This window comes from Leptothrix mechoopdaensis (SeqCode) (assembly GCF_053893855.1).
Map to the genome: position 1 here is coordinate 4,013,054 of NZ_CM132699.1, position 13,378 is coordinate 4,026,431.

Genomic DNA, 13,378 nt, shown 5'->3' on the forward strand with positions numbered 1-13,378 from the left:
GGCCGGTCTGGATGCCGGCCCTTCGTGGGTGACTCTGCAACGGCCGTCCGGTTCCGCCAACCCAGGGAAAGACCAGGGCCCGTCGAGGATGGAAGGGCCGAAGCGTCTTGCGTCAGTTCATGCGGCCGGCGCATGTCCCGCGCCGTCGCGGTCGCGGTTCTTGACCTGCGCCAGACCGGCGCGGCGCAGGCTCGGCGAGAACCAGCAATGCAGCCGGCCGCCGCGCAGCCCGAAGACCCAGATCGAGCCGATGCGGCGGAAGCCGCTGCGGCGCTGGCCGCGACGCGACGAGAAGTTGATGCTGCGCACGTAGCTCAGCAGGCCGGTGCGGTCGGCCCATTCCGGCTGCGCCAGCACCGCCGCATGGCGCAGCGACTGCAGGCCGTGGCCGCGGCCCTCGGGCAGCGTCAGGCCGGCGTAGACATACAGCAGGTGATCGGGCACGCGCAGCACCAGGCCGGGCAGCAGCTCGACCTCGCCGTGTTCGTGGACCCACAGGTAGCCCATCGGCTGGCCGTCGAGCAGGCTCAGCATGCAGCGGTCGCCCCGGGCCGCCAGCGCCATCTGCTCGGGCGACAGGTCCCAGGCCGGATCGGCCTGCATCCGGGCCAGGTCGTCGGCATCGGCCAGCCGGGCGGCGCCGCGCCGGGCGGCATCGGTGTCCTGCGGCTTGAGGCGCTCGCGCGGCAGCCATTTCAGGTGCAGGCGCTCGACCCGCACGACGCGGTTGATCAGGTGGTGCGCCAGGTGGCGCAGCGCCGCGCGACGACCGTGGTGGCGGCGCACCAGCTGGCAGCTGCGGCAGACGTCGGCCAGGCTCATCCGCGCCCCGCTCGGCTCGGCGCCGACATGCGGTCGGCGGCAGGGGAACGGGTGGACATCGGCATCGGGATCGCGACGGGCTGGCGTAGGAAGGGCGGCAGTGTAGGAGCGCCCACCTTCGGCGACGATGAACCGGAGATGCGAAAAATGGCAAGACTCGCATCCCCGGCAGACGAGTGCCGCCGGCCTGCGACTTCCATCACGCGGGCGTCGCGGCACGCGGCATCGCACTAAGCTCGCGGCTCTTCCGATCGACCTGGAGACCCCATGACCCTGGCCCCGCTGCGCGACTTCGTCACCACCGTCACCCGCCTGGTCGAACAGACCGCCGACGAGGCCCGCCTGCTGCCGCCGGTGCGCGAGGCGCTGGCCCGGCTGGTCGGCCGCGACGACTGGCTGCCGGCCGAGCTGGCCGAGCCGCATCCGCAGTTCTATCGCCAGTACCTGCTGCATGCCGACCCGCTCGGGCGCTACTCGGTCGTCAGCTTCGTCTGGGGCCCGGGCCAGGCCACGCCGATCCACGACCACACCGTCTGGGGCCTGATCGGCCTGCTGCGCGGCGCCGAGACCTCGCAGGCCTGGGCCCGCAGCGCCGACGGCCGGCTGCATCCGCAAGGCGAGCCGGTGACGCTGCGGCCCGGCCAGGTCGAGGCGGTGTCGCCGACGCTGGGCGACATCCACCGCGTCGCCAATGCGCTGGACGACCGCGTGTCGATCAGCATCCACGTCTACGGCGCCAACATCGGCACGGTGCAGCGTGGCGTCTACGCCGAGGACGGCACGCGCAAGCCCTTCCTCTCGGGCTACGCCAACGCGTGGCTGCCCAACCTGTGGACCGGGCCGGCGCCCTTGACGGCGTCGACCGAGCTGCCCCGCATGAGCGCCGAGGCCGTGCGCACCGCGCTGCGCGAGCGCCGCGAGATCGCGCTGGTCGACGTGCGCGACGAGGACCCGTTCGCGCAGGCCCACCCGCTGTTCGCGGTGCAGATGTCGCCCGACCGCATCGACGCCGACGCGCCGTGGCGATTGCCGCGCCGCGACGTCCCGGTGGTCGTGTACGACGATGGCGAAGGCCGGGCCGATGCGGCGGCACGGCGACTGCAGCAACTCGGCTGGACGGCGGTGTTCCGGCTGGCCGGCGACCTGGCCGGCTGGCGCGACGGCGGCGGTGAACTCTTTCGCGACGTCAACGTGCCCAGCAAGGCCTTCGGCGAGCTGGTCGAACACGAGGCCGGCACGCCATCGCTGCCGGCCGATGAGGTCAAGGCGCTGCTCGATGCGCAGGCCGATGTCGTCGTGCTCGACGCGCGCCGCTGGGACGAGTACCAGACCATGAACATCCCCGGCGGCATCAGCGTGCCCGGCGCCGAACTGGTGCTGCGCGTGCGCGAGCTGGCGCCGGACCCGTCGACCCGCGTGATCGTCAACTGCGCCGGCCGCACCCGCAGCCTGATCGGCGCGCAGTCGCTGGTCAACGCCGGCATCCCCAACCCGGTCGCCGCGCTGCGCAACGGCACGATCGGCTGGACGCTGGCCGGCCATGCGCTCGAACGCGGCCAGTCACGCCGCCATCCGGATGCGGTGACGCCGGCCAGCCGTGCAGCGGCTCGGGCATCGGCCCAGTCGCTGGCCGAACGCGCCGGCGCGGTCCGGCTGGATGCAGCCGGTCTGGCCGCATGGCTGCAGGGCGCGAACGAGGCGGGCGGCCGCACGGTCTACCTGTGGGACGTGCGCACACCGGCCGAATACGCCGCCGGCCACCTCGCCGGCTTCGGCCACGCGCCGGGCGGGCAACTGGTCCAGGAGACCGATGTCTACGCGGCTGTGCGGGGCGCGCGCATCGTGTTGACGGACATCGGTGGGCCGGGCGAGTCTGGCGACCACATCGGCATCCGCTCGGCCATGACCGCGCACTGGCTGGCCCAGATGGGCTGGCAGGTCGCCTGGCTCGCCGAGGTCGCCCCGGATGCCGCCGTGGCCACCGGCCCCTGGCAACCCAGCCCCCTGCAGCCCCCCGTCACCGAACGCCTGCCCCTGCCCGCCGCCAACCGCTACCGCCGCCCTTACGAGGGCACCGACAACCCGCAGGCCGCCATGCAGGCCTACCTTGACTGGGAGTTCGGCCTGGTCGCACAACTGGCGCGCGACGGCACGCACGGGTTCAAGGTGTTGAAGCCGGCTTGAGGCGGCGCGCCTGCGTTAGCGCCATCCGCAAGGCCTTGCCGCAGCCGTCGTCATCGCGCTGCGTGGCAGCATGAACGCTTCGGGTCGACCTTCCTGTCGACCCGCTTCATTTCCGAGTGGCCCCGCATGAGCAACCTGTTCGAACCCGTCAGCGCCGGTGCGCTGCAACTGTCCAACCGCATCGTGATGGCACCGCTGACACGCAACCGCTCGCCGCGCGCCGTGCCCGGCGAACTGGGCGTCACGTACTACACGCAGCGCGCCAGTGCCGGTCTGATCATCACCGAGGCCACCGCGATCTCGCACCAGGGCCAGGGCTACGCGGACGTGCCGGGCCTCTACGGCGCCGACCAGCTGGCCGGCTGGCGCCGCATCACGGATGCCGTCCATGCGGCGGGCGGGCGCATCGTCACGCAGCTGTGGCACGTCGGCCGCGTCTCGCATGTCGACCTGCAGCCCGGCGGCGGTGCGCCGGTCGCACCGTCGGCCATTGCCGCCAAGACCAAGACGGTGCTGATCCAGGACGGCGTGCCGACCTTCGTCAACACCTCCGAGCCGCGTGCGCTGCGGCTGGACGAGTTGCCCGGCATCGTCGACGACTACCGCCGTGCGGCGCATGCGGCTGTCCACGAGGCCGGCTTCGACGGCGTCGAGATCCACGCCGCCAACGGCTACCTGATCGACCAGTTCCTGAAGACCGGCAGCAACCACCGCGACGACGCCTACGGCGGCTCGATCGAGAACCGCGCCCGCCTGCTGCTGGAGGTCACCCGCACCGTGGTCGAGGCCATCGGCGGCGACCGGGTCGGCATCCGCCTGTCACCGGTGACACCCGCCAACGACGTGGTCGACGCCGACCCGCAACCGCTGTTCGAGCATGTGCTGCGCGAGCTGGGGCCCCTGGGCCTGGCCTACGTTCACGTGATCGAAGGCGCCACGGGCGGTGCGCGTGACCTGCCCGACCGCCCCTTCGACTACACCGCCGCCCGCGCCGTCTACCGCGCCGCCGGTGGGCAGGGCCGGTGGATGGTCAACAACGGCTACACCCGCGAGCTGGCCGAACAGGCCCTGGCCAACGGCGCGGACCTGGTGGCCTTCGGCAAGCCCTTCATCGCCAACCCCGACCTGGTCCGCCGCCTGCGCGAGAACGCCCCGCTGAACGAACCGGATCGGAGCACGTTCTATGGGGGTGGGGCGAAGGGGTATGTGGACTATCCGGTGATGGGGTGAGTGGGTTGGGGGGGGGCTGGCGCGTCGGGCGGAGAGACCCCTCACCCTCGGTCCCTCTCCCGCAAGGGGAGAGGGAGGACTCGGTTGGAAGGGTGTCGCGTTGACGAGGCATCGCAGCGGAGTCACTGGCTCATTGAATGAGCCACCGCCAACAACACCGATCAACACGTGGCAAGACTCCCTCTCCCCTTGCGGGAGAGGGATCAAGGGTGAGGGGTATCCCACCACACCGCACCCACCCCCCGCCGCGCTCACACCCGCTCGACGATCACCGCAATCCCCTGCCCGACGCCGATGCACATCGTGCACAGCGCATACCGCCCACCGGTGCGGTGCAGCTGGTTGACGGCCGTCGTCACCAGCCGCGCACCACTCGCGCCCAGCGGATGTCCCAGCGCGATGGCGCCGCCATTCGGGTTCACGCGCGCATCGTCATCGGCCAGCCCGAGCCCGCGCAGCACCGCCAGGCCCTGCGCGGCGAAGGCCTCGTTCAGCTCGATGACATCGATCTGATCGAGCCTCAGCCCCGTCTGCGCCAGCACCTTCAGCGTCGCCGGTGCCGGGCCGTAACCCATGATGCGCGGGGCCAAGCCGGCCGTCGCCATGCCGACCACACGGGCGCGTGGCGTCAGGCTGTAGCGCGCGGCGTGGGCCTCATCAGCGAGCAGCAAGGCACAGGCGCCGTCGTTGACGCCACTGGCGTTGCCGGCCGTCACGGTGCCATCGGGGCGGACCACGCCCTTGAGCTTGGCGAGTGCCTCAAGACTCGTCTCGCGCGGGTGTTCGTCCTTGCTGACGACCACCGCATCGCCCTTCTTCTGCGGGATCGTCACCGGCACGATCTCGGCATCGAAGACACCGGCCTTCTGCGCCGCCACGGCCTTCTGCTGCGAGGCCAGCGCCATGCGGTCCTGCGCCTCGCGCTCGATGCCGAAGTCGGTGGCGACGTTCTCGGCCGTCTCGGGCATCGAGTCGACGCCGTACTGGGCCTTCATCAGCTTGTTGACGAAGCGCCAGCCGATCGTCGTGTCGTACACGGCGTTCGCACGCGAGAAGGCCGATTCAGCCTTGGGCATGACGAAGGGCGCGCGGCTCATGCTCTCGACGCCGCCGGCAATCATCAGACCCGCTTCGCCCGACTTAATCGCGCGGGCGGCCGACCCGATCGCGTCCATGCCGGAGCCGCACAGGCGGTTGATCGTCGCGCCGGGCACGTCCATCGGCAGGCCGGCCAGCAGCGCGCTCATGCGGGCGACGTTGCGGTTGTCCTCGCCGGCCTGATTGGCGCAGCCGTACAGCACGTCGACCACCGCCGCCCAGTCGACCTGCGGGTTGCGGTCCATCAGGGCCTTGAGCGGGATCGCGCCCAGGTCGTCGGCACGCACCGATGACAGGGCACCGCCGTAGCGGCCGAAGGGGGTGCGGATGGCGTCGCAGATGTAGGCGTGGGTCATGGTGTTCGGGGACGAAGGAGGTTGGATTCAGACCGGTGGGTTGGCGTTGCGCACCGTGTCGAACAGGCTGGTCGCGTCGATGCTCAGCACCTCGGCGTCGTTCTGGTTGAACAGCTGCCAGCGCCAGGTCAGGATCCCCAGCTGCGGCTGGCTGCGCGAGCGGCGCACGTCCTGGACGGTGCAGCGCAGCCGCAGCGTGTCGCCGGGGCGGACCGGCGCGGGCCAGCGGATCTTGTCGAGGCCGGGTGACGCGAACGATTCGGAGCCCTTCAGGAAGGCGTCCGCCGCCAGCCGCATCGCGATGCCGCAGGTGTGCCAGCCGCTGGCGATCAGGCCGTTGAACGGGCCGCTGGCAGCGGCCTCGGGCTGGGTGTGGAACCACTGCGGATCCCATTGCGTCGCGAAGGCGAGCACCTCGTCCTGCGTGACGGACCAGGGGCCGGCTTCGAGGACCTGGCCGGCGTGGAACTCGGCGAACTTCATGGCTGGCCCTCCAGGCGCGGCGCGGCCTGCCAGGCCTGCTGGCGCAGCCACGGGCTGACGCGGTAGCGCTCGCCGCGATAGCCGGCGTCCAGGCCCTCGATCAGGCGCACGACCGAGGCGGCGTCCCAGCGGGCCAGCCACTCGAACGGGCCGGCCGGGTAGTTGACGCCCAGCTTCATCGCGGCATCGGCACCTTCGGGCGTGCAGACGCCCTGCTGCACGGCATCGGCCGCCTCGTTGATCAGCATGGCCAGCGTGCGGGCGACGACCAGGCCGGGCGTGTCGGCCACGCGCTGCGGGTGGAAGCCCAGCGCCATCAGCCAGCGCGGTGCCGTCTCGGCCCAGGCGTCGGATGCACGGCCCGACAGCGCCCAGGCCAGCGGCTGGCCGGGCTCGGCGTGGGCCGGCGTCATCGGCAGGTCGAACACCGCCACGTTGACGCCGATCTCGCTGGCGCAGCGGCCGTCGGTCAGGCGCAGCTGCGCGTCGTCGATGTCCAGGCCGACCCAGTCGCTGCGTTCCTTGCGCTGGAAGACGCGGCCGAGCTGCGTCAGCGCCGCGACCAGGCGGTCGGCCACCGGGCCGTGGCCCATCACGCGCAGCAGGCCGCCGACCGGCACGGCGGCGCTCTCGAACGGCGGCAGCGCGGGGTTGGCCGCGCCGGGGCGGTGGTCGTAGAAGCCGCGTCCGCTCTTGCGGCCCAGCAGGCCGCCGTCGACCAGCTCGCGCTGCACGCCCGAGGGCTGGTAGCGCTTGTCGTAGAAGTTGGCCTCGTAGACCGACTGCGTGACCGAGAAGTTGGTGTCGTGGCCGATCAGGTCCATCAGCTCGCACGGGCCCATGCGGAAGCCGACCGCGCGCAGGCAGGCGTCCAGCACGGCGGGCGTCGACGCGCGTTCGTGCAGCAGCGCCAGCGTCTCGGCGTAGTAGGGCCGGGCGATGCGGTTGACGATGAAGCCGGGCGTCGAACGTGCGTGCACCGGCGTCTTGCCCCAGTGTTGGCTGAGCGCAAAGATGGCCTCGGCAACGGCCGCATCGGTGTGCAGGCCCGAGACGACCTCGACCAGCTTCATCAGCGGCACCGGGTTGAAGAAGTGCATGCCGACCAGGCGCTCGGGCTTCTTCATGCCGTTGGCGATGGCGGTGACCGAGATCGACGAGGTGTTGGTGGCCAGCACCGCCGCATCGCCCAGCAGGGCTTCGAGCTGCTGGAACAGCGCGCGCTTGGCGTCGAGCTTCTCGACGATCGCCTCGACCACCAGCGTCGCGCCGGCCGCGTCGGCCAGGGCCTCGATCGGGGTGATGCGCGCGAGCGCCTGCGCGACCGCGTCGGCGCCCAGCTTGCCCTTGGCGACCAGGGCTTCCAGGCTCGCGGCCAGCTTGGACTTGGCCTCGGCCGCCGCGCCGGCACGGGCGTCGTGCAGCCAGACGGCATGGCCGGCCTGGGCGGCGATCTGGGCGATGCCGGCGCCCATGATGCCGGCGCCGACGACCAGCAGCGGCGCGCCGCGCAGGTCGATCGTGGGGGTGGTGGTCGTCATGTGCGGCTCCGGTGTGGGGGCGTCTGGAAGGGTCAGGCGCCCGGATCAGTCTTGCGGGATCCACGCCGCCGGGCGCTTGGCGAGGAAGGCGGCAAAACCTTCCTTCGCCTCGTCGCTGCCGCGCACGCGGGTGATGGTCTGGGCGGTCAGCTCGCGCACGTCGTCGGTGATCGGGCCGACCGACAGTTGCGCGAACAGCGCCTTGATCTCGCGCTGCGCGTTGGGGCCGCCGGCCAGCAGGTCCTTGACGGTGGCGTCGACCGCCGCGTCCAGGCCGTCGAGCGTCGTCACCTGATGGACCAGGCCGATGCGCAGGGCCTCGTCGGCGCCGATGCGGGTGGTCGTCAGCGCCAGACGTCGGGCGTGGCGCTTGCCCACCGCATTGGTCACGTAGGGGCCGATGACCGAGGGCAGGATGCCGAACTTGGCCTCGCTGACCGAGAAGCTCGCGTTGTCCGCCGCGATGGCGACGTCGCAGGCGCAGGCCAGCCCGACGCCGCCGCCGAGTGCCGCGCCCTGGATGCGCGCGACCACCGGCTTGCTGCAGCGCTCGATCTGCGCGTAGACACCGGCGAAGCGGCGCGAGTCCTGCAGGTTCCACTCCGGCGTGGCCTGGCTGGCGCGCTGCATCCACTGCAGGTCGGCACCGGCGCTGAAGTGCTTGCCGGCACCGGCCAGCACGATCACGCGCACGGCGGGGTCGGCTTCCAGCGCGGCGAAGGCGGTGGACAGCTCGCCGATCATGGTCTCGTCGAAGGCGTTGAAGACGGCCTCGCGCGACATGGTCACCTGCGCCACGCCGCTCTGGCGCTGGCTCAGCTTCAGGGTCTGGTAGCTGGGGGTCGGGTCGGACATCGCGGGGCCTCGTCGGGGTGCAGGGAAGGCGGGGGTGACAGCAGAGGTGACGGCAGTCGGCTTATTTTTGACCGACCGGTCGGTTAATCAATCCGGAGTTTGCCGCATGTCAAGCGACGGCAACGCACGGCCGGATGTGCAACGCCCCGGACGGGCCGGGGCGTTCGGGGCATGCGGACAGCCTCGCAGGCCTCAGTAGGTTTCCAGGTGCAGGCGGCCTTCGCGCTTCATCGCGGCGCCGACGGTGTCCCAGTCCAGGCCGGCCTTCTGCACGATGTCGCGCAGCGCCAGCACGACGCCCTCTTCCATCGCCTTCAGGCCGCAGACGTAGAAACACGCGTTCGGATCGGTCAGCAGCGGCAGCAGGTCGGCGGCACGTTCGCGCAGGGCGTCCTGCACGTAGCGCTTGGGCTGGCCGTTGTGGCCCACGTTCATGCGGCTGAAGCAGAACTCGATGTCGATGAAGTCCTTCGGCAGGTTCTGCAGCGGGCCGAAGTAGGGCAGTTCCTCCTTCGTGCGGGCACCGAAGAACAGCATCAGCTTGCCGCCCTCGAACTTGCCGGACTGGCGCAGGCGCCGACGCCATTCGGTCATCGCCCGCATCGGCGCGCTGCCGGTGCCGGTGCAGATCATCACGATGTGGCTGCGCGGGTGGTTGGGCATCAGGAAGCTGGCGCCGAACGGGCCGATCACCTGCACCTTGTCGCCGACCTGCAGGTCGCACATGTAGTTGCTGCCGACGCCGCGCACGGGCTTGCCCTGGTGGTCTTCCAGCACGCGCTTGATGGTCAGCGACAGGTTGTTGTAGCCGGGCCGCTCGCCGTTGCGGGGGCTGGCGATCGAGTACTGGCGGGCGTGATGCGGCCGGCCCTGGGCATCGGTGCCGGGCGGGATGATGCCGATCGACTGGCCTTCCAGCACCGGGAACGGCATCGCGCCGAAGTCCAGCACGATGTGGTGGGTGTCGTAGTCGCTGCCGGCCGTGCGGCCGACCTCGGTGACGCGGACGTTGCCGGTCACCGTCGCGGTGATGGTCTTCTCGGCGGCCTTGGGGCCGTAGAGGTTGGTGTAGGCGTGCGCGGCGGACCAGGGCGGCAGCGTCGCGCCGTACTGCGCGCTGTTGAAGGCGGTCTCGCCGCTGGCGGCGGCGGGCAGCGACGGCATGACCGGCTCGACCGCTGCGGGCGCATCGGCGGCCACGCCGGCCTCGGCCAGCTCGTCGGCCGACAGCTCGGCGGGCAGCACGTCCCAGCCGAGCTGGTCCTCGATCGTCCAGGCGCGCACGCGCGGCATCGTGCGCCAGTTGTCGATCGAGCCGGTCGGGCAAGGCGAGATGCAGTCCATGCACAGGTTGCACTTGCCGGCGTCGACCACGTAGTTGCGCGAGTCGTGCGTGATCGCCCCGACCGGGCAGATCGCTTCGCAGGTGTTGCAGCGGATGCAGATCTCGGGATCGATCAGGTGCTGCTTGATGACGGCGGCGTCGCTCATGTCCATGGCCTTGTCTCGTTCTTGCCTTGTTCATCGCGCCCCTCGTGGTCGAGGGGCGCTGGGTCGCTCAGGGTCGATCAGGCAAACCGGATGTACTCGAAGTCCACCGGCTGGCGGTTGATGCCCATGACCGGCGGGGCAATCCAGTTCGCGAACTTGCCCGGCTCGACGACGCGGCCCATCAGGCTGGCGACGTAGGCGCGGTCTTCGGCGCTGGGCAGCCAGTCGTTGAACTTCGACGCCCATTCGGCCTCGCTCACCACGCGGCCTTCCGGGCTCACCTTGACGCCCTTGAGCGCGCCGATGTTGCGGTGGAAGGCCTTGTGCGGCGTGGTCAGGCGGAACGGGATGCCGGCCTTCTCGATGACCTTGTTCCAGCGTTCGACACCGGCGATCGAGTCCTTGATGTAGTCGTCGCGCAGCACCTCGTTGAGGGCGTTGAGCATCGGCACCTCGCGCTCGACCAGCTGGCCGTTCTGGACCGCCAGCACGCGGTAGGTCTGGCCGCGCAGCTGGTGGTCGTCCATGCGCTTGCCTTCCTCGTAGCGACCCTTCAGGCCGGTCGAGTAGAAGGTCGCGGCATTGCTGGACTCGTCCGCGCCGAACAGGTCGATCGTCACCGAGAAGTGGAAGTTCAGGTAGCGCTGGATCGTCGGCAGGTCGATCACGCCGGCGGCGCGCAGCTTCTGCGGGTCGTCGGTCTTCAGCTCGTTCATCGCCTGGCAGGTGCGGTTGATGACCCGCGACACGCCCGACTCGCCCACGAACATGTGGTGCGCCTCTTCGGTCAGCATGAACTTGGTCGTGCGGGCCAGCGGGTCGAAGCTCGACTCGGCCAGCGCGCACAGCTGGAACTTGCCGTCGCGATCGGTGAAGTACGTGAACATGAAGAACGACAGCCAGTCGGGCGTCGGCTCGTTGAACGCCTCCAGGATGCGCGGGTTGTCGGTCTGGCCCGAACGGCGTTCGAGCAGCGCCTCGCCTTCCTCGCGGCCGTCACGGCCGAAGTACTTGTGCAGCAGGTAGACCATCGCCCACAGGTGACGGCCTTCCTCGACGTTGACCTGGAACAGGTTGCGCAGGTCGTACTGGCTCGGCGCGGTCAGGCCGAGGTGGCGCTGCTGCTCGACCGATGCCGGCTCGGTGTCGCCCTGGGTCACGATGATGCGGCGCAGGTTGGCGCGGTACTCGCCGGGGACGTCCTGCCAGGCGTCCTCGCCCTTGTGGTCGCCGAAGTGGATCTTGCGGTCCTTCTCGGCCGGGTTCAGGAAGATGCCCCAGCGGTAGTCGGGCATCTTGACGTGGCCGAACTGGGCCCAGCCCTGCGGGTCGACGCTGACGGCGGTGCGCAGGTAGACGTCGAAGTTCTGCGAGCCGTCCGGGCCCATGTCGTCCCACCAGCTCAGGAAGTTGGGCTGCCACTGTTCGAGCGCGCGCTTGAGCGTGCGGTCCTCGGCCAGGTTCACGTTGTTCGGGATCTTCTCGCTGTAGTCGATGGTCATGAAGTTCTCCGTCAGGGGTTCAGTGTTGTCCGTTGAGACCGAGGTGGGGGGTCAGACGCGGTTCCAGTCGAAGGCGGCCTTGTCGCCCTTGCCGTAGACCTTCAGGGCGCCCTTTTCGCCGACGGCGTTGGGGCGCTGGAAGATCCAGTTCTGCCAGGCGGTCAGGCGGCCGAAGACGCGGGTGAACATGTTCTCGGGGCCGTTGAAGCGCAGGTTCGCTTCCATGCCGGTCAGCGCATCGGGCGACATCGCCACGCGTTCCTCGATGGCGATGCGGGTCTCGTCGGACCAGTCGATGTCATCGGGGTTGCTGGTGACCAGGCCGAGCGCGAAGGCGGCGTCGGCATCGAGCGGCTGGCCGATCGCGGCGCGCACGGCGGCCATCGGGGCGGCCTCGTCGTAGAAGCGGCGGGCCAGGCGGCTCTGGCCGGTGGCCATCGGGTAGCGGCCGAAGTTGCTGGCGGTGACGGTGATGCGCGGCGCGTTGGCCTCGTCGTCCGGCAGGGCCAGGTGGTAGCTGCGGTCGCAGGCCAGGGCCAGTTCCAGCAGCGGGCCGGCGAAGCACGATCCCGGCTCGATCAGCGCGAACAGGCTGCGCGAGCTGACGTCCAGACGGCTGAAGGTGCGGCGCAGCAGGCCCAGCGTCTCGCGCACCAGCCAGTGGTCGGCGTGGGCTTCCAGCACGGCGTCGGTGGCGACCAGCGCGGCGCTGTCGCCGGCGGTCTTGATCAGCCACGTGCCGATGTCGAGCTCGTTGGTGCGCATCGACAGGATCGCGTCCTCCAGCTCACGCGCCATCTGCAGCGGATACCAGGCCGAGCCGGCCGCCTCGATGCCGGCGACGTCGCTCGGCTGCGCGCCCTGCGGGCCCTTCACGGTGAAGGTCGCCGTGCGCTTGGCGCGGTCGATCTCGACGGTGACGAAGGGGTAGCGCAGCGCATCGGCCTCGATCGTGCGGTCGACCGGCGGCAGCGCCACGCCACGGCCGTTGGCCGGACGGTCGCTCTGCGCGGCCAGTTCCAGCGCACGTTCCTGCACCTTGGCCGCGAACTGGGCCGGCTTGGCGATGTCGTCGACCAGGCGCCAGTCCTTGGCCTTCTGGCCACGCACGCCTTCGGTCGTGGTGCAGAAGATGTCGGCCAGGTCGTGGCGAACCTTGCGCTTGTCGGTCACGCGGGTCAGGCCGCCGGTGCCCGGCAGCACGCCCAGCAGCGGCACCTCGGGCAGGCTGACGGCGCTGCTGCGGTCGTCGACCAGGATGATCTCGTCGCAGGCCAGGGCCAGCTCGTAGCCACCGCCGGCGCAGGCGCCGTTGACGGCGGCCAGGAACTTCAGGCCGCTGTGGGCCGACGAGTCTTCCAGGCCGTTGCGGGTCTCGTTGGTGAACTTGCAGAAGTTCACCTTCCAGGCGTGGCTGGAGACACCCAGCATGAAGATGTTGGCGCCGGAGCAGAACACCTTCTCCTTGGCGCTGGTGACGACCACCGTGCGGACTTCCGGATGCTCGAAGCGGATGCGGTTGATCGCGTCGTTCAGCTCGATGTCCACGCCCAGGTCATAGCTGTTGAGCTTGAGCTTGTAGCCCGGACGCAGACCGGCGTTCTCGTCGAAGTCGGCCGCCAGCGTGGCGACGGGGCCCTCGAAGCTCAGCTTCCAGTGGCGGTATTGGCTCGGGTGGGTCTGGTAGTCGACACGGGGGGCGGCGACGGGGGTGCTGGTCTCGGTGCTCATGGGTATCTCCTGGGTGGGAAGCGCCCTGCACGATGTTGCAACGACGCTGGATGGCATGATGTGCATTTTGCTGCATCTGACGTGA

At 70.4% G+C, this 13,378-nt stretch carries 10 protein-coding genes and 1 pseudogene; 3 read left to right on the top strand and 8 right to left on the bottom strand.

Annotated elements, in window-relative coordinates:
* Positions 1 to 117: 117 nt before the first annotated feature.
* Positions 118 to 822 carry a hypothetical protein gene (locus tag ACWA7K_RS17375; protein WP_456162654.1) on the bottom strand — a complete coding sequence of 235 codons (705 nt, stop codon included), beginning with the start codon at positions 820 to 822 and terminating at the stop codon, positions 118 to 120.
* Between the two features lie 267 nt (positions 823 to 1,089).
* Between ACWA7K_RS17375 and ACWA7K_RS17380 the strand changes: the two are divergent.
* The 3 genes and pseudogenes from ACWA7K_RS17380 to ACWA7K_RS17390 form a co-directional block, all read left to right on the top strand.
* Positions 1,090 to 1,563 (top strand): annotated as a pseudogene (locus tag ACWA7K_RS17380) (cysteine dioxygenase); the annotation flags it as partial.
* 135 nt (positions 1,564 to 1,698) lie between these two features.
* Positions 1,699 to 3,006, top strand: coding sequence for a rhodanese-like domain-containing protein (locus tag ACWA7K_RS17385; RefSeq protein WP_456168860.1), 1,308 nt, complete (start codon positions 1,699 to 1,701; stop codon positions 3,004 to 3,006).
* A gap of 126 nt (positions 3,007 to 3,132) precedes the next feature.
* On the top strand, positions 3,133 to 4,236 hold the full coding sequence (locus ACWA7K_RS17390) for an alkene reductase (protein WP_456162655.1): 1,104 nt from the start codon (positions 3,133 to 3,135) through the stop codon (positions 4,234 to 4,236).
* Between the two features lie 251 nt (positions 4,237 to 4,487).
* Here the strand turns inward: ACWA7K_RS17390 and pcaF are convergent, their stop codons facing one another.
* The 7 genes from pcaF to boxC all read right to left on the bottom strand — a co-directional run bounded on the left by pcaF (position 4,488) and on the right by boxC (position 13,293).
* Positions 4,488 to 5,690, bottom strand: a complete 1,203-nt coding sequence (gene pcaF / locus ACWA7K_RS17395) for a 3-oxoadipyl-CoA thiolase (protein WP_456162656.1) — start codon at positions 5,688 to 5,690, stop codon at positions 4,488 to 4,490.
* A 27-nt stretch (positions 5,691 to 5,717) separates the two neighbouring features.
* Complete coding sequence (locus tag ACWA7K_RS17400; protein WP_456162657.1) at positions 5,718 to 6,173, bottom strand: MaoC family dehydratase; 456 nt, start codon at positions 6,171 to 6,173, stop codon at positions 5,718 to 5,720.
* Positions 6,170 to 7,714, bottom strand: coding sequence for a 3-hydroxyacyl-CoA dehydrogenase (locus ACWA7K_RS17405; protein WP_456162658.1), 1,545 nt, complete (start codon positions 7,712 to 7,714; stop codon positions 6,170 to 6,172). Before ACWA7K_RS17405 ends, ACWA7K_RS17400 begins: the two co-directional genes overlap by 4 nt.
* A 45-nt stretch (positions 7,715 to 7,759) precedes the next feature.
* On the bottom strand, positions 7,760 to 8,569 hold the full coding sequence (locus ACWA7K_RS17410) for an enoyl-CoA hydratase-related protein (protein WP_456162659.1): 810 nt from the start codon (positions 8,567 to 8,569) through the stop codon (positions 7,760 to 7,762).
* A 192-nt stretch (positions 8,570 to 8,761) separates the two neighbouring features.
* Positions 8,762 to 10,066, bottom strand: coding sequence for a benzoyl-CoA 2,3-epoxidase subunit BoxA (gene boxA, locus ACWA7K_RS17415; protein ID WP_456162660.1), 1,305 nt, complete (start codon positions 10,064 to 10,066; stop codon positions 8,762 to 8,764).
* A gap of 71 nt (positions 10,067 to 10,137) precedes the next feature.
* The gene (boxB, locus tag ACWA7K_RS17420) at positions 10,138 to 11,562 is read right to left on the bottom strand and encodes a benzoyl-CoA 2,3-epoxidase subunit BoxB (RefSeq protein WP_456162661.1); all 1,425 of its coding nucleotides are present in this window, start codon (positions 11,560 to 11,562) and stop codon (positions 10,138 to 10,140) included.
* Positions 11,563 to 11,613: 51 nt separating this feature from the next.
* Positions 11,614 to 13,293: a 2,3-epoxybenzoyl-CoA dihydrolase gene (gene boxC, locus ACWA7K_RS17425; protein WP_456162662.1), complete on the bottom strand. Its 1,680-nt coding sequence runs from the start codon at positions 13,291 to 13,293 to the stop codon at positions 11,614 to 11,616.
* Between the last annotated feature and the right edge of the window lie 85 nt (positions 13,294 to 13,378).